Source organism: Mesorhizobium sp. M1C.F.Ca.ET.210.01.1.1 (assembly GCF_004791585.1).
In the GTDB taxonomy this organism is placed as follows: Bacteria; Pseudomonadota; Alphaproteobacteria; order Rhizobiales; family Rhizobiaceae; genus Mesorhizobium.
Genome location: NZ_SRUU01000011.1, coordinates 164,458 through 185,540, shown reverse-complemented (window position 1 = coordinate 185,540; position 21,083 = coordinate 164,458). Strand labels below are relative to the sequence as shown.

Genomic DNA, 21,083 nt, shown 5'->3' with positions numbered 1-21,083 from the left:
AATGCGCATCACCCAAGGGGCCTTTTCCTTCCTGCCCGACCTGACCCACGACCAGATCCGCGCGCAGGTGCAGTATTGCATCGACAACAAATGGGCCGTCAGCCTCGAGTTCACCGACGAGCCGCACCCGCGCAACACCTACTGGGACATGTGGGGCCACCCGATGTTCGACAATCCCGACGCAGCGGCGCTGATGATGGAGCTGAACGCATGCCGCAAGATCTATGGCGACCGCTATATCCGCGTCGTCGCCTTCGATTCCTCGCATGGCTGGGAATCGGTGAAGCTCTCCTTCATCGTCAATCGTCCGGCCGAGGAACCCGGCTATCGGCTCGATCGGCAAGAGGCCGCGGGCCGCATGATCCGCTACACCACCAGGCCCTATGCCGCCGACAGGCCGGCTGGAGCAAGGTACGGCTGACCATCGGGACGAGAGGAGAATGCCATGTCGGCCCCTGCCCTTGCCGAAACGGAAGTGCCTCAAAACGCCGTCCCGGCGGCGATCGACCTGCGCGGGGAATTCGAGACTTCCGGCGTCAAGGACGTCTTGGCGGAGCTCGACCGCGAGCTGATCGGGCTCGCCCCGGTCAAAAGACGCATCCGCGAGACGGCAGCGCTCCTGCTGGTCGAGCGGGCGCGCCGCCGCATGGGCCTGGCGCACGAAACGCCGACACTACATATGAGCTTCACCGGCAATCCGGGCACCGGCAAGACCACCGTCGCATTGCGAATGGCTGACCTGCTGCATCGGCTGGGCTATGTCCGCAAGGGCCATCTGGTTTCGGTGACGCGCGACGACCTGGTCGGCCAGTATATCGGCCACACTGCCCCGAAGACCAAGGAGATCCTGAAGAAGGCGATGGGCGGCGTGCTGTTCATCGACGAGGCCTACTATCTCTATCGCCCCGAGAACGAGCGCGATTACGGCCAGGAGGCGATCGAGATCCTGCTGCAGGTGATGGAGAACCAGCGCGACGATCTGGTGGTGATCCTCGCCGGCTACGCGCAGCGGATGGACCGCTTCTTCGAAAGCAATCCGGGATTCCGCTCGCGCATCGCCCACCACATCGACTTTCCCGACTATTCCGACGACGAGCTTCTCAGGATCGCGGAACAAATGCTCGACCAGCAAAATTACCTGTTCGACACGAAGGCAACTACCGCAATGGCCGACTACATCGCTCGCCGCCGCGCGCAGCCGCATTTCGCCAATGCCCGCTCGATCCGCAACGCGCTCGACCGGGCAAGGCTGCGGCAGGCCAACCGCCTGTTCGAGAGCGCCAAGGGACCGCTCGACGCCAAGGCGCTGTCGACGATCTCGGCCGAGGACATCACCGCCAGCCGGGTGTTCGCGCGAAAGCCCGGCGAAGGAGAAAGCAAATGACCGGAAAGACCATCATCGCCCCTTCCGTTCTGTCGTCAGATTTCTCGCGGCTCGGCGACGAGGTCGAAGCGGTCGCGCAGGCAGGCGCCGATTGGATCCATCTCGACGTGATGGACGGGCATTTCGTGCCCAACATCACCTTCGGCCCGCCGGTGATCAAGACGATCCGCGATCGAACGGACAAGGCCTTCGACTGTCATCTGATGATCGCGCCGGCCGATCCCTATCTCGCCGCTTTCGCCGACGCCGGTTGCGACATCATCACGGTGCATGCAGAGGCCGGGCCGCATCTCGACCGTTCGCTGCAAGCGATCAGGAGCCTTGGCAAGAAGGCCGGCGTGTCGCTTAATCCCTCCACGCCGGAAAGCGTCATCGAGTATGTTCTCGACCGGCTCGATCTGGTGCTTCTGATGACGGTCAATCCCGGTTTCGGCGGCCAGGCCTTCATTTCGGCGGTCATCGACAAGGTCAGGCGTGTCAAGGCGCTCGTCGGCCAACGTCCGATCGACATCGAGATCGACGGTGGCGTCACGCCCGAGACGGCTCCCCTGGTCACCGCGGCCGGCGCCAATGTGCTCGTCGCAGGATCTGCCGTCTTCAAGGGTGGCACCGAGGCCGCCTATCGCGCCAATATCGGCGCGATCAGACAGGCGGCCGACGGAGCGATCCGGCGAACCGCGTGAACTGCTTGGAGGATGATATGGCCGCAATCCCACCTGTCTGCGCTTTCGGCTGGCACGCCGTCGATGCCGTTTTGCCCGGCATCGACGGCAGATCGCATTCGATCTTCGGCCAAGCCGGACCCAACGGACTGGTCGTCGCCTTCATCTGCAATCACTGCCCCTATGTGAAGGCGGTGATTTCACGCATCGTGCGTGATGCCGGCGACCTCAGGGCCGAAGGGATCGGCTTTGTCGCGATCAACTCCAATGATGCCGACGCCTATCCGGACGATTCCTTCGACAACATGAAGCGCTTCGCCAGGGCGAACGTTTTCACCTTCCCGTACCTCCATGATGAGTCGCAGGCAGTGGCGAGCGCCTATGGAGCCGTGTGCACGCCGGACTTCTTCGGCCTCAACAGCGCGTTGACGCTGCAATATCGTGGCCGGCTGGACGCATCGCGGCGGGACGCCGGACCGCCCGGCCTGAGGCGCGATCTGTTCGAGGCGATGAAGCAGGTTGCCCGAACCGGTGACGGACCGCCTGACCAGATCGCTTCGATCGGCTGCTCGATCAAATGGAAGGAGGCCGCATGAACGTCGGCGCAAGCAGGCAGTTTCGGTCGCAGCGGGCGATCCTGTTCGATCTCGACGGCACGCTGGTCGATTCGGCGCCCGACATCGCGACGGCCGTCAACGAACTGCTGGGCGCCAGCGACCTGCCGCCGCTGCGCGTGGATCAGGTCAAGGCAATGATCGGCGGCGGCGTGAGGAAGTTGGTCGAGCGAGCCTTTGCAGCCTCAGGGTCCCCGCTTGCGGACAGCGCGCTCGAGGAAGCCAATCGAGACATGGCGCCGATCTACCGCAGGCATCTGACCCGCCTGACGAGGCTGATGCCCGGCGTCAGGGAGGTTCTCACCCACTTCCATCTGAACGGCATGGCCATGGGCGTTGTCACCAACAAGCCGCAATTGGCCACGCGCGAAATCCTGTTGCATTTCCACTTGACGGAATATCTCGGCGCGATCGTCGGCGGAGACGCGGTGACACAGCTGAAACCGGCGCCTGATGCGCTGCTGCTGGCGCTCGACAAGCTTGGGGTCGGCCCCGCCGACGCGCTGATGGTGGGAGACAGCAGCAGCGACGTCGGCGCCGCGCGCGCCGCCGGCATGCCCGTCGTTCTGCTGCGCGGCGGCTACACCCAGATCCCCGTCGAAGAGCTTGGCGCAGACCTTGTTTGCGCCAGCCTGCTCGATCTGCCTTCCGCGATGCAGAGGCTGCGGGCCGCGGCCTGACAGACAGCATCGATTACGATGGCAGTCGCCGGCCGATCGCAAATCGAACGGTCGGCGAAGCGGCTACTTCGAGAATTGCTTGAGATAGGCGATGACGTTGGCCACGTCCTTGTCGTCCTTGAGGCCGGCAAACGCCATCTTCGTGCCTTTCACCATGGCCTTTGGATCATGGAGATAGGTCGTCAGCGTCGGTTCGTCCCATTTCACGCCGGATTTTCCGACCGCAACCATGGCCTGGGAATAGCTGAACCCCGGATGCGTGCCGGCGGTGCGGCCGATGACTCCGTTCAACGACGGGCCGACCTTGTTCTGGTCCTTGTCCGCCACGTGGCAGACCTTGCATTTGGTGAAGACCTTCTCACCTGCCGCGGCATCCTGCGCCTGGGATTGGCTCGTGCTGAAAGTCACCAGGAATACGACGGCGAAAAAGGCGATAGCGCGCATGGCAATTCCCTCATTGATCGTCAAGATGCCCGGCGCCTGTAAGACCGAAAAGCTAACCGGCGGATGGCGGAAGTCAATCATACGAAGGTCCAGAACAACTCCGGCACCGGAGACAGGCTACCTTGTACTTTCGCCTTTGTTGACGGCCTCAGAGCGAGTGCGTAGCCTCAGGTCATTCCGGATTCCCACGGGCACCTTGGGACACCGGTCAGGCCGGTTTCATCCGGACTGAGATTTTGCCCAGGCAATGGGGGCGGCGGCATTTCGCCAGAGCGGGCGTTTTCGCGCGCAAGAGGTGCTGAATGAATATGGTCGACCTCATATTGACGGTTTGCCTGAGTGCCAATCCTGGTGATTGCCGTAACGAACATCTCTATTTCGAGAGCCGCGGCTCTCTGTTCCAATGCATGATCCTGGCGCCCAGCGAAATCGCGAAATGGTCGCAGGAACACCCCACCCTCAAGGTCAGGCGCTGGAAATGCGCTTTTCCGACGAAGGACCAGTCGATCTGACCGCGCCCCTGGTTTGTTGCAGTCCCGGGAGGAACACGATGATTTCGCGGCGGGAAACGCTCCGTCTGGCGGCCCTTGGAACGGCCGCGATGTTTGGCTCACACGCCATTGCCGCCTCCGCCGCGTCCAAGCTCCGCATCGGCGTGCTGAAGTTCGGCACGGTGAGCTGGGAGCTTGACACGCTGAAGGAACACAAGCTCGACGCGGCAAACGGGATCGATCTGGATGTCATCTATTTCGCCGGAGAGGATGCGACCAATGTCGCGATGCTGGCAGGCGCGATCGACATGATCGTGACCGATTGGCTGTGGGTCTCGCGCCAGCGTTCGGCTGGCGGCGATGTCACATTGGCCCCCTATTCGACGGCCGTCGGAGCGATAATGGTGAAGGACGCATCGCCAATCCGCACGATCGCCGGCCTCAAGGGAAAGAAGATCGGCGTCGCCGGCGGGGCGCTCGACAAGAGCTGGCTGCTGATACAGGCGCTGGCCAGGCGCGATCACGGCCTCGACCTGCCGGCGACAAGCGACGTCGTCTTTGGCGCGCCGCCGCTGATTTCGGAAAAGGCAAATCAGGGAGAGCTCGATGCGGTGCTCGATTTCTGGCATTTTTGCGCCCGGCTCGAGGCCAACGGATTCCGTCGGCTGATCGGCGCCGACGATGCGGAGACAGCGCTCGGAGCTTCGGGCCCGGTATCCGCGCTCGGCTATGTATTCCACGACAAATGGGCGAACGAAAATCCGCAAGCCGTCCGCGGCTTCCTCAAGGCTTCAGCGCAGGCCAAGGATCTGCTGGCAAGATCCGACGAAGAGTGGCTGCGTCTTGCGCCGATTGTCCGCTCTGAAGGCAAGGAACTGGCAAAGCTGCGCGACCGCTATCGCCAGGGCATTCCCAGGCGCCCGGTCGCCGAGGAAGCGGTCGATGCCGGCAGGCTCTACCGGGTGCTGGCCGGGATCGGCGGCGAAAAGCTGGTCGGCAGCGCGCCGGAGATGGCGCCGGGCACGTTCTGGCAGGAGCCCTCGAAATGACCGCAGGAGATACCGGCGATCGCACGCCTGGCGGCTCGGCCGACATTTCCACCCGTTCCGGCCCCGCAGCGGCGCTGATGCCCGCGCTGACGGTGACGATCTCCCTGCTCGGGCTCTGCTTGCTGTGGAGCCTGGCGGCGAATGCCTGGCCGAGCCGTGCCTTTCCGGGTCCGGAAGAGGTTTGGCAGGTACTGCTGAGAGAGGCGGCGAGCGGCGACCTTTTCTACCATCTCGGTGCAACGCTGGGCCGGGTTGCCGCGGCATACCTCGTCGCCATGATCGCCGGATCGGTGATCGGGATTCTCCTCGGCAGCTATCGCGGCGCGGACCGGTTCTTCAATCCCTGGGTAATCCTGTTCCTCAATATCCCCGCGCTGGTGATCATCGTGCTGGCCTATATCTGGTTCGGCCTCAACGAGGTCGCGGCGATAGGCGCGGTTGCCGTGAACAAGATCCCGAACGTCGTGGTGACCATGCGCGAAGGCGCCAGGGCGCTGGACCCGCGTTACGCCGAAATGGCGGCAGTCTACCGCTTCGGCCCCCTCGACCGCGTCCGCCATATCCTGCTGCCGCAACTGCAGCCCTACCTGGCCGCGGCCTCGCGCTCAGGCATCGCCCTCATATGGAAGATCGTCCTGGTGGTCGAACTGCTCGGCCGCTCCAACGGCGTGGGCTTCCAGATCTATCTCTATTTCCAGCTTTTCGACGTCGCTGCCATTCTCGCCTACACGCTGGCGTTCGTGGCCGTGATGCTTGTCGTCGAACTTCTTCTGGTGCAGCCCGTTGAACGACATGCAACCCGTTGGCGCCGCCGTCCCGCTTAGGGTCGACATCGCCGAAAAGACCTTCAGGTCCGCGCAAGGCGTCTCGGTCACGGCGCTCAAGAACCTTTCCTTCGAGGTCCGGCAAGGCGAGTTCGCTTGCCTGCTCGGACCATCGGGCTGCGGCAAGACCACGACGCTGCGTATTCTGCTTGGGCTCGATAAGCAGTTTTCCGGATCCTTCCAACTGCCTGAAGTCGGTTCGCACCGCATAGCCGCTGTGTTCCAGGAACCCACCCTGCTGCCCTGGCGGACGGTGGAGCAGAATGTCAGGCTGGCGCTGCCGAAAGACCTGCGAACGAAAAATCTCGACGGGCTGTTTGCCTCGCTCGGTCTTACCGGCATGCGCTCACTCTATCCGGCGGAGCTCTCGCTTGGCCTTGCGCGAAGGGCGGCACTTGCGAGGGCTTTCGCGACCGAACCGGCTGTGCTTTTCCTGGACGAGCCCTTCGTCTCGCTTGACGGGCGGACCGCCGAGCAGCTCCGGCGCCTGCTTCTTGCGGTCTGGTCGGCCCGGCCCACGACCGCCCTTATGGTGACGCACAATCTGACCGAGGCCCTGACGCTCTCGGATCGCATCATCGTGCTCGCGCCGCGGCCCGCGCATGTGCTCGGCATTTTCGATGTAAGCCTACCGAGGCAACACCGCAGCCCAGACGCGACGGGCGACCTTTTGCGGTCGTTCCATCAAACATTTCCAGGCGTGACCTGATCGCCCGCAGTGAGCGGGATACCCCTTGAAGGAGTCGAATCAGAAGCAACGCACGTCGGCTTCCGCCTGCGCACGCTTCAGCTCCGTTCGCGCGGCTTTCGCCGGCGCGCTTTCGCGGAACAAGCCCGCATTCTCACCTGTCGTCAGAGACATGCTCTTGAAGGTCTCGGCCCTCTCGTAGTGGTCGTAAGGGATGATCGAGGCGATGACGTCGATCGAGCAGGAACAGCTCTCCAACGCCTGACGTGTCTGGCCATTCGTCTGCATGCAGCCGAGCACATAGTCGACAATCGTCGCCGTCGGATAGTCTCCCGCCGCGCCGGCCGGATTTGCAAGCGCCATTGTCGACGAAAGGAAGAGCGGCAGGATCGAAAATCCGACATATCTGGCCATGAGAAATTCCTCCTATTGCCTGGGCGCGGCGCAGCGCGACGGCATTATCGCTGCCCAGTTGGCGACATGCCGTACGCCCGGTCAAGTTCTCACCACCCCCGTATAGGACCAAAGGAGGAATGCTTTGCCCTCCGACATCAGCGCTTCAGGGCGGCCTCACGGTCGGTCAGGCGCCCCAAATTCCTGAGTAGTTTTCGCGACTCATCCACTACTGTCAACCAAAAAATGTCAGAAAGATGTGATTGAAAAACACTGATTAAATACATCGTGAAGCTTTTCATAGGAAAAATACGAAGAAATAGGAATTTTGTGTGAGAAAATTTCGCTCTTATACCATCGGCCTATCTTCGTTTTAGTCAGTTTTTATTATTCTTCTTCATGTTGCATTGCAATATATAGATGCTGCAGCGCACGCTCCAAGCGGGGGTTTTTCCTTGCCTGATATTTTGCAATGACATAGCCTTACCTCGTTTCCGGCTTCAAGGATGCCGCTGTAATTCGGGAACGGCGGTAGTCTTTCGTAGGCCAATTGGGCGGGTGCAGGCTAGAGCTGACTTGGTGGAGGGCAGAAATGCGCCTCTGCTATTGACAGCTTAGGTTGTGACAGCTGCCGGAAATACTTCCCACGATGAATCGCTTTGCCGGGCTCTTGCGAGCCTGAAGACTGATTTCTTGTTGTCAACCTGGGAGGAATTTGATGCGAGCACTTACGCAAGCTACCTACATCGCAACGACCTCTGCGCTACTGTCGTTCGGCGCGTCCTATATAGCGTCAGCCAACGAAGAACTCGCGAAAATGGCCGAAAACCCGAAAGATTGGGTGATGCAGACTGGCGATTACGCCAACACCCGATACTCCAAGCTCAAGCAGATCACCAAGGAAAACGTGAAGAATCTGCAGGTCAAGTGGACCTTCTCGACTGGCGTGCTGCGCGGCCATGAGGGTGGACCGCTGATCATCGGCGACGTGATGTATGTTCACACACCCTTCCCCAACATCGTCTACGCCCTCGATCTCAACAACGACGGGAAGATCCTCTGGAAATACGAGCCCAAGCAAGACACGAACGTCATTCCGATCATGTGCTGCGACACGGTCAATCGCGGCGTCGCTTACGGGGACGGCAAGATCATTCTCAACCAGGCCGACACCACCGTCGTTGCGCTCGATGCCAAGACCGGCAAGGTCGTGTGGTCGGTCAAGAACGGCGAGAACACGGACGGCGGAAAGGGTGAATCCGGGACTTCGGCGCCCGTGGTCGTCAAGGACAAGGTTCTCGTTGGTGTCTCCGGCGCGGAGTTCGGTGTCCGCGGTTGGTTGGCCGCGTACAATCTGAAGGACGGCAAGCTCGCCTGGAAGGCCTATTCGGAAGGTCCGGATGCCGACACCCTGCTCGACCCCGAAAAGACCACGCAACTTGGCAAGCCGGTGGGAAAGGACTCCGGCACGAGTACTTGGGAAGGCGAGCAGTGGAAGACCGGCGGCGGCACGACATGGGGATGGTATTCCTATGATCCCAAGCTGAACCTCGTCTATTACGGCACCGGCAATCCCTCGACCTGGAACCCGGTCCAGCGCCCCGGCGACAATCGCTGGTCGATGACGATCTTCGCCCGCGATGCCGACACCGGCAAGGCGAAATGGGTCTACCAGATGACCCCGCATGACGAGTGGGACTATGACGGCATCAACGAGATGATCCTCGTCGACGGCATGGAGGTCAAAGGCAAGAAGCATGACGTGCTGGTGCATTTCGACCGCAACGGCTTCGCCTACACCATGGATCGCGCCAGCGGCGAGCTTCTCGTTGCCAAGAAATACGATCCGGCGGTGAACTGGGCGACTGAGGTCAACATGGACCCCAAGAGCAAGGAATACGGCCGTCCGCAGGTCGTGGCGAAATATTCGACGCAGCAGAACGGCGAAGACACCAACTCGACGGGCATCTGCCCGGCAGCGCTTGGAACCAAGGACCAGCAGCCGGCCGCATACTCGCCGAAGACCGGACTGTTCTATGTGCCGACCAACCATGTCTGCATGGACTATGAGCCATATAAGGTGAGCTACACGGCCGGCCAGCCTTATGTGGGCGCCACGGTGTCGATGTATCCCGCACCCGGCGGTGACGGCAATATGGGCAACTTCATTGCCTGGGATGCTGCCAAAGGCGAGATCGTCTGGTCGAAGCCCGAGCAGTTCTCGGTGTGGTCGGGCGCCCTGGCGACCGCCGGCGACGTCATCTTCTACGGCACGCTCGAAGGCTACATCAAGGCGGTCGATGAGAAGGGCAAGGAACTCTACAAGTTCAAGACCCCGTCCGGCATCATCGGCAACGTCACCCCCTTCGAGCACAACGGCAAACAGTACATCGCCGTGCTGTCCGGCGTCGGCGGATGGGCCGGCATCGGCCTCGCCGGCGGGTTGCTGTCACCCGACAACGCGGCTGCCTGGCATGGCGCCGTCGATCAGGGCCGCGCTCAAGGCGATCAGGCCGCAGTGGTTGGAACCGCAGGCCTGGGAGCAGTCGGTGGCTACGCAGCACTTGCCGACTACACCACGCTGGGCGGCCAGCTGACCGTCTTCGGTCTTCCGGACTGATATCCGGAAACGGCCTTAGAGACCGAAGGCCTGAATATTCGAGAGCCCGGATCTCCCGGAGGTATTCCCGGGCTCTCGATTTGCCGCGCAACCGAAACATCGATCAACGCTGCTGCGCGACGGCAAACCCTTTGTCCTTTGGCAAAAGAAGGAAGCGTCTGAATGTTTGTTCGCATTGCAATTTCCGTTCTCGCCCTGGCTCTTCTGCCTCTGGCCGGCTCAAGTCTGGCGCGGGCCGAGGACAGCGCCGAAAAAGCCAAGGCGGTGAAGGAAGAGGGCGGCAAATATTTGGATGCGGATGGAAATCCAACTTACAAAATCGAAAACGGAACCGTGGATTGGTACACCTTCAGCGGCTATCGCCGCTATCACTCGGACTGCCATGTCTGCCACGGACAGGACGGAACGGGTTCGAGCTACGCGCCGGCCCTGGCGAACAGCCTGAAAAACATCGACTACCCCACTTTCCTCTCGATCGTCGCCCAGGGCCGCAAGAATACCGGCAACGGCAAGGAAAACGTCATGCCTGCCTTCGGCGACAACAAGAACGTCTATTGCTACCTGGACGATCTCTACATCTATCTGCGCGCCCGCGCCGATGGCGTTGCACCCCGCGGAAGACCGCCCAAGCACGAAGACAAGGCTAAGGCGGCGAAGGATGCCGAAGCATCATGCATGGGTGGGTGACATGAACGGCCGTGACGCATCCAGCCTGCGTGTCGTCTTGCTGATCCTCGGCGCACTCGCCATGTCGCCGTCGAACGCCCAGGCGCAAGGCGCAGGCCTCGGGGCAGCGGGCGAACTGGTCGATCCGGATACACTGCGCGTCTGCGCCGATCCTTCGAACATGCCGTTCACCGACCAGAGCGGCCAAGGTTTCGAGAACAAGCTGGCCGAGCTGGTTGCCAGGAAGACGGGAAGGAAGTCGGTCGCCTACACCTGGTTTCCGACCGTCATAGGCTTCGTGCGCAACACTCTTGCCGCCAACCGATGCGACGTCATCATGGGTTATGCCCAGGGTGATGAACTGGTGCAGAACACCAACGCCTACTATCGCTCCTCCTACGTGCTTGTTCATCCGAAGGGCGACGATCTCGAGGGTGTCGAGACGATCGAGGATCCGAAACTCACCGGCAAGAGGATTGGCATCGTCGAACGCACGCCGCCAACCGCCAACATGGCCGCCAACAAACTCTTGCGAACGGCAAAAATCTACCCGCTGACCGTCGATACGCGCGTCACCCCGTCGATGGGAGAGGTTGTGATCAAGGACATGCTTGCCGGCAAGATAGACGCGGCGATCCTGTGGGGACCGATGGCAGGCTACTATGCCAGGCAACTCAATGCGGACGTTGCGATCGTCCCGCTGGTCAAGGAAAGGACCGGCTCGCGCATGTCCTACCGCATCACCATGGGGGTACGTCCATCCGACCAGGAATGGAAGCGCACGCTCAACAAAGTGATCCGGGAGAACCAGGCAGAGATCAACAAGCTCCTGCTCGACTACAACGTGCCGCTGATCGACGAACATGACAACCCGATCACGGCGACGCCGGGGTGAGCCTGAGCGGCGCGAAACGGGACAGGCGATGGAGGAAAGGAACTGATCTGCGAGGCCGATTTTTTTGTTGTTTGAGAACCCAGTGTTTCATTTGTCCATTTGTGAAGTGATGGACGAGCCATTGCATAGCCCGCAATGGCGCCAACGACATGACCGGCCCCTTCGGGCTGGCAAAAGAGGAGAATGCCATGAAGAAGAAGAGCTGGAAGAAACCGACCATGTGCCAGGTTGCTGCGGGCTTCGAAATTTCGCGGTATCTGCCTGCTGAAATTCCTCCCAGGAAGTAGGCCGCGAAGGTGCATGCTCCTGGCAACAGGGGCATGCGCCCCCTTGCCGCGTGATGTCTTCGCGACGGGCTTTGCCGCGGGAAACGCGGACGCGAAGCCGTTTACCGCCGTGAATTTCCTGCCGGTCAAACGGGCCGCGGAGCGGGCATTGCCATGCGCGTGAAGATCATCGGGTCGGCGGCGGGAGGCGGCTTTCCGCAATGGAACTGCAACTATCGCCTGAGCCGCGCGGCTCGGACCGGGATGTCCAGCGTGCATTCACGAACCCAATCATGCATCGCCGCATCGGCGGACGGGACAGGCTGGGTTCTTTTCAACGCATCGCCCGACATTCGCCAGCAGATTGCGCAAACGCCTGAACTGCAGCCAGCGGCCGACGCGCCGCTGCGCTCGACGCCGATCCGCGCCGTGGTGCTGACCAATGCCGACGTGGACCATATCGCCGGCCTGCTCAGCCTGCGGGAGCGACAGCCTTTCGCCATCTATGCAACGGCACAGGTGCTGGCGACGCTGGAGGCGAATTCGATTTTCAATGTCCTCGATCCGGCGATCGTGCCGCGGCGCCTCCTGGCGCCAACAGAGGAACTGGCGATCCGCGATGCCGACGGCCATGGGACCGGTGTGGTCGTCGACGCCTTTCCCGTGCCCAGCAAGATCGCGCTCTATCTCGAGCAAAGAGGCGATCCCAGCGCCGATTTCAGCTCCGACTCGGGTGACACGATCGGAGTGCGCATCACCGGGGCCGGCAGTCGCGGCGCTGTCTTCTACATCCCGGGCTGCGCCCGCATCGATGCCTCCCTGCGCACGCGTGTGGCCGATGCCGCCTGCCTTCTGTTCGACGGCACCGTCTACACGGACGACGAGATGATCTTTGCCCGCGTCGGCCAGAAAACCGGTGCGCGCATGGGGCACATCGCAATGTCTGGCGAAGCGGGTTCGATTGCCGGCCTGGCCGATGTGAAGATCGGCCGCCGCATCTTCGTCCATGTCAACAACACCAATCCTGTTCTTGACGAGAATTCCGCCGAGCACGCGGCGGTCAAGGCGGCCGGCTGGGAAGTCGCCCGGGATGGAATGGAGATCGAATTTTGAGTGACTTTCACGACGCGGCCCAAGGTGGCCTATCCAAGAGCGGGCTCGAGGCCGTGCTGCGGCGGGTCGGTGACGAGCGCTATCACAACCGCCATCCCTTCCATCACAGAATGACCAGCGGCGCCCTGTCGAAGGCCGAAATGCAGGCCTGGGCGCTGAACCGCTATTGCTACCAGGCCGTCATTCCGCGCAAGGACGCCATGATCCTAGCACATGCCGAGGATCCGGCGTTTCGCGCCGCCTGGCGCAAACGCATCGAGGACCACGACGGCGAGGATGGCTGGAGCGGCGGCATCGCGCGCTGGCTGCATCTGGCGACCTCGCTCGGCATCGATGCCGAAGCGGTCAGGAGCGAAAGGCTGGCGCTGCCGGCGACCCGTTTCGCCGTCGGCGCCTACCTTTCCTTCTGCACGAACCGGACGCTGCTCGAGGCGGTCGCGTCGTCGCTGACCGAGATGTTCTCGCCAACCATCATCGGCGAGCGGGTGCCGGCGATGCTGGCGAAATACGACTACATCACCGAGGATACGCTGGCTTATTTCAGCCGGCGGCCCGAACAGGCGTCGCGCGATGCCGACTTCGCCCTCGCCTATGTGCTGGGCCACGCCGACACGGCGGAGCGCCAGCAGCAGGCGATCGATGCGCTGGTGTTCAAATGCGACATACTGTGGGCCATGCTAGACGCGCTTCAACACGCCTATGGCGAGCCGGGAAACATACCGCCCGGCACCTTCCGCCCGGAGGCGGCCTTATGACGGGGCTGCGCGAAAGAGCCATCGTGTCGCTGCGATCAACGCCATCGCTGCCGAAGCATGTGCGCATACAATACGACCCCGTGCGGCAGGCCTTCGCCGTGCTTTCGCCGGAGAAGGTCTTCTGGCCGAACGAGATCAGCCTCGACATTTTGCGCCGCTGCGACGGGCGGTCCACCGTCGACCACATCATCGCCGACCTCGCGGCCGACTATGATGCGGATCGGGAGGCCGTGGCGGCCGACGTCATCGCCTTCCTGCAGGAATGGTCGGACAAGCTTTTGGTGAAGCTATGAGCGCCCCCCTCCTGCCTCCGATCGGCATGCTGGCGGAACTGACGCATCGTTGCCCGCTGCAGTGCCCGTACTGCTCCAATCCGCTCGAATTGCTGAAGGCCAATCGCGAGCTCGACACACTGACCTGGCTCGATCTCTTCTCGCAGGCCGCCGATCTCGGCGTCCTGCAGGTGCATCTGTCCGGCGGCGAGCCGACGCTGCGCCGCGATCTGGAGCAATTGATTGCCGGGCTTTCGGCGCGCGGTGTCTACACCAACCTCATCACCGCCGGCGTCAACATTGCCGAAGGCCGCATCGAGGCCTTTGCCGAAGCCGGTCTCGACCACCTGCAACTGAGCTTTCAGGGTGCCCGCCAGGAGACCACCGACCGCATCGGCAACCGCAAGGGCAGCCACCAGAGGAAGCTGGAAACGGCACGCCGCGCCCGCGCGGCCGGACTGCCGCTCACCATCAACGCGCCGATCCATCGTCACAACATCGAGGAAGTGCCGGAATTCATCGATCTGGCCCTTTCGTTGGGCGCGGAGCGGCTCGAGATCGCCAACGTGCAGTATGCCGGCTGGGCGCTGGCCAATCGCAACGCGCTGATGCCCGAACGTGCCGCGGTCGACCGGCAGGCGGACATCGTCGCGGCGGCGCAGGAACAGCTGGCCGGAATCATCAACATCGATTTCGTCACGCCTGACTATTTTGCCACTTATCCCAAGCCGTGCATGGGCGGCTGGGCGCGCGACGCGTTCATGGTGGCCCCGGACGGCACGGTGCTGCCGTGCCATGCCGCGCAGACGATTCCCTCGCTTCGGTTCGAGCGCTTCGGAGAGCGCACGCTTGCCGAGATCTGGAGCGATTCACCGGCATTCAATGCCTTCCGCGGCACCGAGTGGATGCAGGAGCCGTGTCGAAGCTGCGAGCGTCGCGAGGTCGACTGGGGCGGCTGCAGGTGTCAGGCGATGGCGATTGCCGGCAATGCCGCTGCTACGGATCCGGCCTGCATCAAGTCGCCGATCCACAAGCACATGGCGATACTGACCGATGCCGCGCTGGCAGAAGCCGCGCCGGAGGGCGCGGAGAGCTTCATTTTCCGGCGGATCGGCGCCGCAACTCGACCCGACAACCGCGCTTGATCAGCTACGACTCCCCGGCCTCACACGTCGGCGCCCAGGTTCGCCCCACTCTGCAGTCGGGTGTTTGGATCCGCCGACGCCGGATCTGATACACCCGCTTCTTCCGCAAGTTCGATCTTCGTGGCAATCGCTGGTCGGTTCTCGCTCGAATTCACCTGGACCTACTGTCGGAGCGGTTTGTCCGTCCAGGACGGTGGGAGTCCTACCTGGGACGCTGCGAAATCGATCAGTCCCGGGTCCCGGCCGAATCTTTCGCAGGCGGGATATTTCGGTTTGCCGCCAAGGTTGGATTTCAGCTTCTGGTAGGATGGAAGCTTGGGCAGTCCCTTGAAGGGAGTCTTGCCGGTCACAAGCATTTTCGAGAAGTCGTTCCCGAAACTCGATGCCAGCAAATAAGCGTCGCCAACCTGTGACATCCTTGCGTCTGCGGTGACGAAATTCGCGCCCTTGGCCCACACCATCGCGGCCGCTTGCTCCCCCTCTCAACCCAATCTGGCGCCGGATCGTTTTAAGCTTGAAATAATGGGATCGTCGTGCCACCGTCGGCAGGTCTGTCCATGGCAGTTTCTCGACGGATGGAGGGTTTGCCAATGCTCGGTCGCTCTGCGCATGTCGACACGTTCGCGCGTGACAACCTTCCGCCGGCCGATCAGTGGCCGACGCTGCTGCTCGACGGGTTCGACTATCCGGAACATCTGAATATCGGTTTCGAACTGACCGACCGGCAGGTCGAGCGCGGCCTTGGCGACCACGTTGCGCTCATCGGCAACGGCCGCCGCAGGACCTACAAGGAACTGTCCGACTGGACCAATCGTCTCGCGCACGCGCTCGTCGAAAATTACGGCGTGCGGCCTGGCAACCGCGTGCTGATCCGCTCCGCCAACAACCCGGCGATGGTGGCGTGCTGGCTGGCTGCCACCAAGGCGGGCGCGGTCGTGGTCAACACCATGCCGATGCTGCGATCCGGCGAGTTGTCGCAGATCGTGGACAAGGCCGAGATCGCGCTGGCGCTGTGCGATACAAGACTGATGGACGAGATGGTGGCCTGCGCCAAGAACAGCCGGTTCCTCAAGCAGGTGGTCGGCTTCGACGGCACGGCCAATCATGACGCCGAACTGGACAGGGCGGCGCTCGACAAGCCGGTCGTATTCGACTGCGTCGCAACCGGGCGTGACGATGTCGCCCTCCTCGGGTTCACGTCGGGCACCACCGGGTTGCCGAAGGCGACGATGCACTTTCACCGGGATCTGCTGATCATTGCCGACGGCTATGCGCGTGAGGTGCTGCAGGTCACGCCGCAGGATATCTTCGTCGGATCGCCGCCCATCGCTTTCACCTTTGGCCTCGGCGGCCTTGCGATCTTCCCGCTCCGCTTCGGCGCCGCGGCGACGCTGCTTGAATATGCCTCTCCCACCAACATGATCGAGATCATCGAAAAATATGGCGCCACTATCGTGTTCACCGCTCCGACCGCGTACCGGGCGATGATCGCCGCTCTCGACGAGGGCGCCAACCTTTCGTCGCTGCGGATTGCGGTCTCCGCCGGCGAGACCCTTCCCGCGCCGGTGTTCGAAGCGTGGGTGCAGCGGACCGGCAGGCCGATCGTGGATGGCATCGGCGCGACGGAGATGCTGCATATCTTCATTTCCAATCGGCTCGACGACCTGGCGCCTGGCCGAACCGGGCGTCCGGTTGCCGGTTACGAGGCCCGAATCGTCGACGCCGACATGAACGACCTGCCGCGCGGCGAGATCGGTCGACTTGCAGTGCGCGGTCCGACGGGCTGCCGCTATCTAAACGATCCGCGCCAGAGAGATTATGTGCGCGAAGGCTGGAACCTGACCGGCGATTCCTTCTTCCAGGACGAGGATGGCTATTTCCATTTCGCCGCCCGCTCGGATGACATGATAATCTCCGCCGGCTACAACATCGCGGGCCCCGAGGTCGAGGCGGCATTGCTCTCCCACCCCCATGTCAAGGAATGCGTCGTCGTCGGCATGCCCGACCTCGACCGTGGCCAAATCGTCGAGGCCCACGTTGTCCTGGCCGCCGGGGTAGAGCCGGGCGACCTGGAGCGACGGCTGTTGCAGGACCATGTCAAGGCAACGATAGCGCCTTACAAATACCCGCGATCGATCAAGTTCACCGACGCGCTTCCCAAGACCCAGACCGGCAAGATCCAACGCTTCAGGCTGAAGGCCGAGCAGTAGCCCGGCGGCACGATTTATCTTTGATTGGTTTATGGGTTCACAGGCCACCCGCCTGCTTTCGGGGCCTGGAAGGACCAATGTTTTGATGCAGAATCAAAATGTTAGCGGAAGGTTCGCCAGCTCGTATCCCTCGCATGCTTTCACTTGGGATGGCCGCTCAACTCGACATGGGGAGGTCGGCGGGAACCGCCACGATCGATCCGGCCGCAGGCGAGCGCTGGGTCGCGGCGGGCGACAGCTTGTTCGCCGCCGATCCGCTGTCGTCGCGCGGCATTGTGCATGCGTTGCGCTCGGGCACCCTGGCTGGGAGCACTCCGACGCGACCGCTGGATCCCTTCCTGACCTGCCGCTCTTGCATGTGGATTGGGTCGACCCTGATTGGTCGAGTTGGGACGAGATCATGCGTCGTTGCGGAATTACACACGGGCCACTTCGTGGTCGAAGATTCGGTAAGGTCTTCGTGGCGTTGCAGGCTGCCCAGGCCAATCAGGGGGTTGCCGTGGGTTGGCACCGCTTGGTGCGGCACTTGGTTGACGAAGGCAAGCTCGTCAAGATTACCGACCTCGAGCTGCCCGCCTTGGGAGGGTACTACATGACGTGGAACGACCACCGGACGCTGTCGCCGGCAGCAGAGCTTTTGCGTGATTGGCTACGGGAAATTTCTACCGAAGAGCGCAACGTATGAGACCAAGTCCTGCTTTGCACGCTGGGCGGCATGACGAAAGCAGACATTCAGACTGGCCATGCTTTGCCGAGACCGCGCGAATGCGTTAGCCTGCGAACATGCATAGTCGCTGATAGACCATTTCGCTGAGGGGGCGAAAGTTCATGGAGATGCAGCAGGTCCGCTATTTTTTGGCCCTGTCGAATACGTTGAATTTCACCAGAGCGGCCGAGGAATGCAACGTCACGCAGCCGGCGCTCACGCGTGCGATCAAGACGCTCGAAGAGGAATTGGGCGGAGAACTGCTTCGGCGCGAGCGCCAGCACTCGCACCTGACGGAACTTGGGCGGCGTATGCTGCCGCTGCTGCAGCAGTGCTATGATGCGGCCACGTCCGCCAAATCGTTGGCCAAGGCCGTGCAAAGCAGCGACGTCGCGCCTCTCAACGTGACGATTTCCAACAGCATCAATATTGCGCTGCTGGTTTCGCCTTTCACGGAGCTTTTCCGGGCCTATCCCGGCGTCCACCTCAAGATCAACCGTGGCTCGCCGGCCGCCGTGGTCGATGCATTGAAAAGCGGTGACGTCGAGCTGGCTGTTGCCGGCCCGCTCGGACAGGCGTGGGATCGCCTCGACGTATGGCCGCTGTTTCAGGAAGGGATAGAACTCGCCGTAAATTCCGATCATCCGCTGGCCCGACGCAACGAAGCCGATGTCGCCTTGAACCAGCTGGCCGCCGAACCGGTTCTAAGCCGCATCGATTGGGAAACGAGCGAGGAACTGTCGCGCTCGCTGTCTGCCAAAGGCCTTACGCCTCGAACCGCGCACGAAGTCGAGACCGACCAGGACCTTCTCGCGCTGCTCGAGGCCAACGCCGGCGTTGGATTCGTCTCTCTGACGGCACCCCGGTCGCCGAACACGCGCCGGCTCAAGCTTCGCGATCTCGATGTTTCGCGGATCGTCTCCGTCTACGCGGTTGCCGGGCGGCACAGATCTCCGGTGGCCGCGACGCTGCTCAACCTGTTGAGGTCAACGGACTGGTCGCCCTTCGGCGTCAGCGAGCCCGCCTGAGCGCGGCGATCAGGTCGTCAATGTCCATGCGTCGGCGGTAATCGGGATCGACAAAGCGATCCGTGATGACGCCATCCGTCCCAACGATGAAGGTCGCAGGGATCGGCAAGAACCAACTGGAGTTGCCCTGGTAGCTTGGGAGGTCGTAGGCAACGCCCATTAACCGCTCCATCTCGGCCCCGATCCAAATCGCCAGGTTGAGAGACAGTGCGTAGCCATTGTCCATATCGGCCAGGAAGGGGAAGCTTGCGCCAACCGCGGCCTTCATCGCCCTGGCGAATTTGCCTCGCTCGGGCATGATCGCCACGATTTGCCCGCCCAAAGCCGCGATCTCCTGCTGGACTTCGACGATGCCGATCGCGTTCAAACGGCAGTAAGGGCACCAATGCCCGCGCTGGAAGGTGATCACAGCGGGCCCCCCGAGCAGGACGTCGGCCAAGCCAACCAGCCTGCCCTCGTCGTCCGGCAGCAGGAACGGCGGCATGACATCGCCCGGAGTTGGCGCCGCTGCTCCGGCGCCCTGTTTCTCCAGGCGTTCCACCAGGCGGTCTACCGCATCGGCGAAATTCGCGTCGATCCGTCGGACCGCCGCGGCAATCACCGCCAGCCGCTCGTTGAGAGGCGCATCAAGTTCGACGGCTGCCTGGACGGCCTGTTCAAATGTCATGGGCTGGTCGTCGGCGGCCATTTCTGCACTTTCATCGATCTGACGCAGCCTATCATCGAAGCCCCCCGGCCACGGCCATGTTTTTCTTGCATGGTTTTGATGCCTTGCGCGCATCAAAGCGGGCGAGGTTCGTATTCCGTTCGCCGCCAGACCTCAATTCGTTACAACATGTTCCTGATATCGGCGGAAAAAGTCGGAAAGCCGTAGACCATGTCGGCAAGCTGCGATGCCGTGATGGCGTGTTTCATGGCAAGCGCGAAGATGTGGATCAGTTCCTCGCCGGCATGGCCGACCATGTGAGCGCCGACGATCCTGTCCGTCGCATCCTCGACAATGATCTTCGACCACGCCACCGTCTCGGCATAGGTCCTCGCCGTGAGCCAGTCTTGCATGTTGTTGATATGGACCTTGACGCCGAGGCCCCGTTCCCTCGCCTTGGCTTCGGTCAGTCCGACACTTGCCACGGCCGGAATGCTGTAGAGGCACGCCGGGATATGACTGTAGTCGGGCCGATGCTTCGGGCCGTCTACGATGTTTCGGCCAACGATGCTCCCCTCATAAGTCGCTATCGGCGAAAGCTGCGGAGAGTTCCACACCGCGTCACCGCAGATATAGACATCGGGATTGGAGCGGGACCTCAGATGATCGTCGATTTCGATCCGGCCTTCGCGATGCACGATCACGCCAGCACCAAGATCGAGCCCGTCGACATTGGCCACGCGCCCGGCGCAATTGACAACCCTGTCCGCATCCACCGCGCACTCAGCACCGTCCGCCACGAAAGTGACACGCAGTCGTCCGCCAGCCTTGTCGATCCTCTTGACCCAGGCCAGGGTGCGTATGCGTATACCGATGCGCTCGCTTTCGGCTCGGATCTGTTCGACGGCGTCGACATCGAAACCCCCGAGCAAATGCGGCAGCGCTTCGAGAATCGTGACCTCAACGCCGGCGCACGCGTAGACGTGGCCAAGCTCGAAGGCGATGACGCCGCCGCCAATGAAAACGACCGAGCGAGGCAACACAGGATCGTTCAGGACATCGTCGGAAGTCGTCAGGTGCTCGGCGCCCGGGATCGGCAGCGAGCGCGGCTTTGAGCCGGTGGCGATGACGATGTTCCTGGCCTCCAGTTCTCGTCCATCGACGCGGATGGCGTTGCTGCCGACAAAAGAAGCCTCACCGTGGATGACATCGACGCCTCGCCTGGCCATCAATCCGGACAGGCGGGACGGAATGTCCCTGATTATTGCCTTCTCCCGCTCGATCAGGGCGCGCCAGTCAAGTCTCGGGGTATCGACCGTGATCGCATGACGATCGGCGCGTTCGATCTCGTCGAGCCCGTGGGCTGCTGCAACCAGTACCTTCTTCGGCGTGCAGCCGCGATTGGGGCAGGTGCCGCCGAGGTCGCGGGCCTCTATCATGGCAACGGAAAGCCCGGCGGCGCGGGTCGCGACCGTAACGCCCATTCCAGCATTGCCGCCGCCAAGGATCACCACGTCATACTTTTCCATTGA

24 protein-coding genes are annotated in these 21,083 nt (G+C 62.2%); 20 read left to right on the top strand and 4 right to left on the bottom strand.

The window, feature by feature from the left end:
• Position 1 precedes the first annotated feature (1 nt).
• Genes EN853_RS15225 through gph form a run of 5 tightly spaced genes read left to right on the top strand, consistent with a single transcriptional unit; the run spans position 2 to position 3,340 of the window.
• Positions 2 to 421 (top strand): ribulose bisphosphate carboxylase small subunit, encoded by a 420-nt coding sequence (locus EN853_RS15225; protein WP_127860574.1) that lies wholly within the window; start codon positions 2 to 4, stop codon positions 419 to 421.
• 24 nt (positions 422 to 445) lie between these two features.
• Entirely contained in the window at positions 446 to 1,384 is a 939-nt protein-coding gene (cbbX, locus tag EN853_RS15220; RefSeq protein WP_127860573.1) for a CbbX protein, read from the top strand.
• The gene (gene rpe / locus EN853_RS15215) at positions 1,381 to 2,067 is read left to right on the top strand and encodes a ribulose-phosphate 3-epimerase (protein ID WP_127860572.1); all 687 of its coding nucleotides are present in this window, start codon (positions 1,381 to 1,383) and stop codon (positions 2,065 to 2,067) included. Before cbbX ends, rpe begins: the two co-directional genes overlap by 4 nt.
• Before the next feature lie 17 nt (positions 2,068 to 2,084).
• Positions 2,085 to 2,642, top strand: a complete 558-nt coding sequence (locus EN853_RS15210) for a thioredoxin family protein (RefSeq protein WP_127860571.1) — start codon at positions 2,085 to 2,087, stop codon at positions 2,640 to 2,642.
• Positions 2,639 to 3,340 (top strand): phosphoglycolate phosphatase, encoded by a 702-nt coding sequence (gph, locus tag EN853_RS15205; RefSeq protein WP_127860570.1) that lies wholly within the window; start codon positions 2,639 to 2,641, stop codon positions 3,338 to 3,340. The genes EN853_RS15210 and gph overlap by 4 nt, the downstream gene beginning before the upstream one ends.
• Before the next feature lie 63 nt (positions 3,341 to 3,403).
• On the opposite strand, the gene EN853_RS15200 is transcribed toward gph, so the two are convergent.
• A complete protein-coding gene (locus EN853_RS15200; protein ID WP_127860569.1) occupies positions 3,404 to 3,784 on the bottom strand; it encodes a cytochrome c family protein in 381 nt (126 codons plus the stop codon).
• 302 nt (positions 3,785 to 4,086) lie between these two features.
• Between EN853_RS15200 and EN853_RS15195 the strand changes: the two genes are divergently transcribed.
• The 4 genes from EN853_RS15195 to EN853_RS15180 all read left to right on the top strand — a co-directional run bounded on the left by EN853_RS15195 (position 4,087) and on the right by EN853_RS15180 (position 6,857).
• Positions 4,087 to 4,296, top strand: a complete 210-nt coding sequence (locus EN853_RS15195; protein WP_127860568.1) for a hypothetical protein — start codon at positions 4,087 to 4,089, stop codon at positions 4,294 to 4,296.
• A gap of 89 nt (positions 4,297 to 4,385) precedes the next feature.
• Positions 4,386 to 5,324, top strand: coding sequence for an ABC transporter substrate-binding protein (locus EN853_RS15190; protein ID WP_245517000.1), 939 nt, complete (start codon positions 4,386 to 4,388; stop codon positions 5,322 to 5,324).
• The gene (locus EN853_RS15185; protein WP_127860566.1) at positions 5,321 to 6,148 is read left to right on the top strand and encodes an ABC transporter permease; all 828 of its coding nucleotides are present in this window, start codon (positions 5,321 to 5,323) and stop codon (positions 6,146 to 6,148) included. The genes EN853_RS15190 and EN853_RS15185 overlap by 4 nt, the downstream gene beginning before the upstream one ends.
• Positions 6,117 to 6,857, top strand: a complete 741-nt coding sequence (locus EN853_RS15180; RefSeq protein WP_127860598.1) for an ATP-binding cassette domain-containing protein — start codon at positions 6,117 to 6,119, stop codon at positions 6,855 to 6,857. Before EN853_RS15185 ends, EN853_RS15180 begins: the two co-directional genes overlap by 32 nt.
• 39 nt (positions 6,858 to 6,896) lie before the next feature.
• Here the strand turns inward: EN853_RS15180 and EN853_RS15175 are convergent, their stop codons facing one another.
• Complete coding sequence (locus tag EN853_RS15175; protein ID WP_127860565.1) at positions 6,897 to 7,250, bottom strand: hypothetical protein; 354 nt, start codon at positions 7,248 to 7,250, stop codon at positions 6,897 to 6,899.
• 697 nt (positions 7,251 to 7,947) lie between these two features.
• On the opposite strand from EN853_RS15175, the gene EN853_RS15170 reads away from it, so the two are divergent.
• The 11 genes from EN853_RS15170 (at position 7,948) to EN853_RS15115 (ending at position 18,905) form a co-directional block, all read left to right on the top strand.
• Positions 7,948 to 9,849, top strand: coding sequence for a methanol/ethanol family PQQ-dependent dehydrogenase (locus tag EN853_RS15170; protein ID WP_127860564.1), 1,902 nt, complete (start codon positions 7,948 to 7,950; stop codon positions 9,847 to 9,849).
• 162 nt (positions 9,850 to 10,011) lie between these two features.
• Entirely contained in the window at positions 10,012 to 10,536 is a 525-nt protein-coding gene (locus tag EN853_RS15165) for a c-type cytochrome, methanol metabolism-related (RefSeq protein ID WP_127860563.1), read from the top strand.
• 1 nt (position 10,537) lies between these two features.
• Complete coding sequence (locus EN853_RS15160) at positions 10,538 to 11,410, top strand: substrate-binding domain-containing protein (RefSeq protein ID WP_245516998.1); 873 nt, start codon at positions 10,538 to 10,540, stop codon at positions 11,408 to 11,410.
• A 149-nt stretch (positions 11,411 to 11,559) separates the two neighbouring features.
• Positions 11,560 to 11,697, top strand: coding sequence for a hypothetical protein (locus EN853_RS15155; RefSeq protein ID WP_168247752.1), 138 nt, complete (start codon positions 11,560 to 11,562; stop codon positions 11,695 to 11,697).
• Positions 11,698 to 11,850: 153 nt separating this feature from the next.
• Positions 11,851 to 12,789: a pyrroloquinoline quinone biosynthesis protein PqqB gene (gene pqqB, locus EN853_RS15150; RefSeq protein WP_127860561.1), complete on the top strand. Its 939-nt coding sequence runs from the start codon at positions 11,851 to 11,853 to the stop codon at positions 12,787 to 12,789.
• A complete protein-coding gene (gene pqqC / locus EN853_RS15145; protein WP_127860560.1) occupies positions 12,786 to 13,544 on the top strand; it encodes a pyrroloquinoline-quinone synthase PqqC in 759 nt (252 codons plus the stop codon). Before pqqB ends, pqqC begins: the two co-directional genes overlap by 4 nt.
• The gene (gene pqqD, locus EN853_RS15140; RefSeq protein ID WP_127860559.1) at positions 13,541 to 13,837 is read left to right on the top strand and encodes a pyrroloquinoline quinone biosynthesis peptide chaperone PqqD; all 297 of its coding nucleotides are present in this window, start codon (positions 13,541 to 13,543) and stop codon (positions 13,835 to 13,837) included. The genes pqqC and pqqD overlap by 4 nt, the downstream gene beginning before the upstream one ends.
• Positions 13,834 to 14,961 (top strand): pyrroloquinoline quinone biosynthesis protein PqqE, encoded by a 1,128-nt coding sequence (gene pqqE, locus EN853_RS15135; protein WP_127860558.1) that lies wholly within the window; start codon positions 13,834 to 13,836, stop codon positions 14,959 to 14,961. The genes pqqD and pqqE overlap by 4 nt, the downstream gene beginning before the upstream one ends.
• Before the next feature lie 590 nt (positions 14,962 to 15,551).
• Positions 15,552 to 17,171 carry an AMP-binding protein gene (locus tag EN853_RS15125; protein ID WP_127860557.1) on the top strand — a complete coding sequence of 540 codons (1,620 nt, stop codon included), beginning with the start codon at positions 15,552 to 15,554 and terminating at the stop codon, positions 17,169 to 17,171.
• Positions 17,172 to 17,202: 31 nt separating this feature from the next.
• Positions 17,203 to 17,856 carry a LysR substrate-binding domain-containing protein gene (locus EN853_RS15120; protein ID WP_127860556.1) on the top strand — a complete coding sequence of 218 codons (654 nt, stop codon included), beginning with the start codon at positions 17,203 to 17,205 and terminating at the stop codon, positions 17,854 to 17,856.
• A 143-nt stretch (positions 17,857 to 17,999) separates the two neighbouring features.
• Complete coding sequence (locus EN853_RS15115; RefSeq protein WP_127860555.1) at positions 18,000 to 18,905, top strand: LysR family transcriptional regulator; 906 nt, start codon at positions 18,000 to 18,002, stop codon at positions 18,903 to 18,905.
• On the opposite strand, the gene EN853_RS15110 is transcribed toward EN853_RS15115, so the two are convergent.
• Both EN853_RS15110 and EN853_RS15105 read right to left on the bottom strand, forming a co-directional pair.
• Positions 18,889 to 19,593: a peroxiredoxin-like family protein gene (locus EN853_RS15110; RefSeq protein WP_127860554.1), complete on the bottom strand. Its 705-nt coding sequence runs from the start codon at positions 19,591 to 19,593 to the stop codon at positions 18,889 to 18,891. The two genes, EN853_RS15115 and EN853_RS15110, sit on opposite strands and share 17 nt — an antisense overlap.
• A 140-nt stretch (positions 19,594 to 19,733) precedes the next feature.
• Positions 19,734 to 21,080 (bottom strand): NAD(P)/FAD-dependent oxidoreductase, encoded by a 1,347-nt coding sequence (locus EN853_RS15105; RefSeq protein WP_127860553.1) that lies wholly within the window; start codon positions 21,078 to 21,080, stop codon positions 19,734 to 19,736.
• Positions 21,081 to 21,083: the final 3 nt, after the last annotated feature.

Excerpts from the sequence above, each read along its gene's own strand:
- EN853_RS15225 (WP_127860574.1), top strand. The coding sequence starts at position 2 with ATGCGCATCACCCAAGGGGCCTTTTCCTTCCTGCCCGACCTGACCCAC.
- cbbX (WP_127860573.1), top strand. The coding sequence starts at position 446 with ATGTCGGCCCCTGCCCTTGCCGAAACGGAAGTGCCTCAAAACGCCGTC.
- rpe (WP_127860572.1), top strand. The coding sequence starts at position 1,381 with ATGACCGGAAAGACCATCATCGCCCCTTCCGTTCTGTCGTCAGATTTC.
- EN853_RS15210 (WP_127860571.1), top strand. The coding sequence starts at position 2,085 with ATGGCCGCAATCCCACCTGTCTGCGCTTTCGGCTGGCACGCCGTCGAT.
- gph (WP_127860570.1), top strand. The coding sequence starts at position 2,639 with ATGAACGTCGGCGCAAGCAGGCAGTTTCGGTCGCAGCGGGCGATCCTG.
- EN853_RS15200 (WP_127860569.1), bottom strand. The coding sequence starts at position 3,784 with ATGCGCGCTATCGCCTTTTTCGCCGTCGTATTCCTGGTGACTTTCAGC.
- EN853_RS15195 (WP_127860568.1), top strand. The coding sequence starts at position 4,087 with ATGAATATGGTCGACCTCATATTGACGGTTTGCCTGAGTGCCAATCCT.
- EN853_RS15190 (WP_245517000.1), top strand. The coding sequence starts at position 4,386 with ATGTTTGGCTCACACGCCATTGCCGCCTCCGCCGCGTCCAAGCTCCGC.
- EN853_RS15185 (WP_127860566.1), top strand. The coding sequence starts at position 5,321 with ATGACCGCAGGAGATACCGGCGATCGCACGCCTGGCGGCTCGGCCGAC.
- EN853_RS15180 (WP_127860598.1), top strand. The coding sequence starts at position 6,117 with ATGCAACCCGTTGGCGCCGCCGTCCCGCTTAGGGTCGACATCGCCGAA.
- EN853_RS15175 (WP_127860565.1), bottom strand. The coding sequence starts at position 7,250 with ATGGCCAGATATGTCGGATTTTCGATCCTGCCGCTCTTCCTTTCGTCG.
- EN853_RS15170 (WP_127860564.1), top strand. The coding sequence starts at position 7,948 with ATGCGAGCACTTACGCAAGCTACCTACATCGCAACGACCTCTGCGCTA.
- EN853_RS15165 (WP_127860563.1), top strand. The coding sequence starts at position 10,012 with ATGTTTGTTCGCATTGCAATTTCCGTTCTCGCCCTGGCTCTTCTGCCT.
- EN853_RS15160 (WP_245516998.1), top strand. The coding sequence starts at position 10,538 with ATGAACGGCCGTGACGCATCCAGCCTGCGTGTCGTCTTGCTGATCCTC.
- EN853_RS15155 (WP_168247752.1), top strand. The coding sequence starts at position 11,560 with ATGACCGGCCCCTTCGGGCTGGCAAAAGAGGAGAATGCCATGAAGAAG.
- pqqB (WP_127860561.1), top strand. The coding sequence starts at position 11,851 with ATGCGCGTGAAGATCATCGGGTCGGCGGCGGGAGGCGGCTTTCCGCAA.
- pqqD (WP_127860559.1), top strand. The coding sequence starts at position 13,541 with ATGACGGGGCTGCGCGAAAGAGCCATCGTGTCGCTGCGATCAACGCCA.
- pqqE (WP_127860558.1), top strand. The coding sequence starts at position 13,834 with ATGAGCGCCCCCCTCCTGCCTCCGATCGGCATGCTGGCGGAACTGACG.
- EN853_RS15125 (WP_127860557.1), top strand. The coding sequence starts at position 15,552 with ATGCTCGGTCGCTCTGCGCATGTCGACACGTTCGCGCGTGACAACCTT.
- EN853_RS15120 (WP_127860556.1), top strand. The coding sequence starts at position 17,203 with ATGGGTTCACAGGCCACCCGCCTGCTTTCGGGGCCTGGAAGGACCAAT.
- EN853_RS15115 (WP_127860555.1), top strand. The coding sequence starts at position 18,000 with ATGGAGATGCAGCAGGTCCGCTATTTTTTGGCCCTGTCGAATACGTTG.
- EN853_RS15110 (WP_127860554.1), bottom strand. The coding sequence starts at position 19,593 with ATGGCCGCCGACGACCAGCCCATGACATTTGAACAGGCCGTCCAGGCA.
- EN853_RS15105 (WP_127860553.1), bottom strand. The coding sequence starts at position 21,080 with ATGGAAAAGTATGACGTGGTGATCCTTGGCGGCGGCAATGCTGGAATG.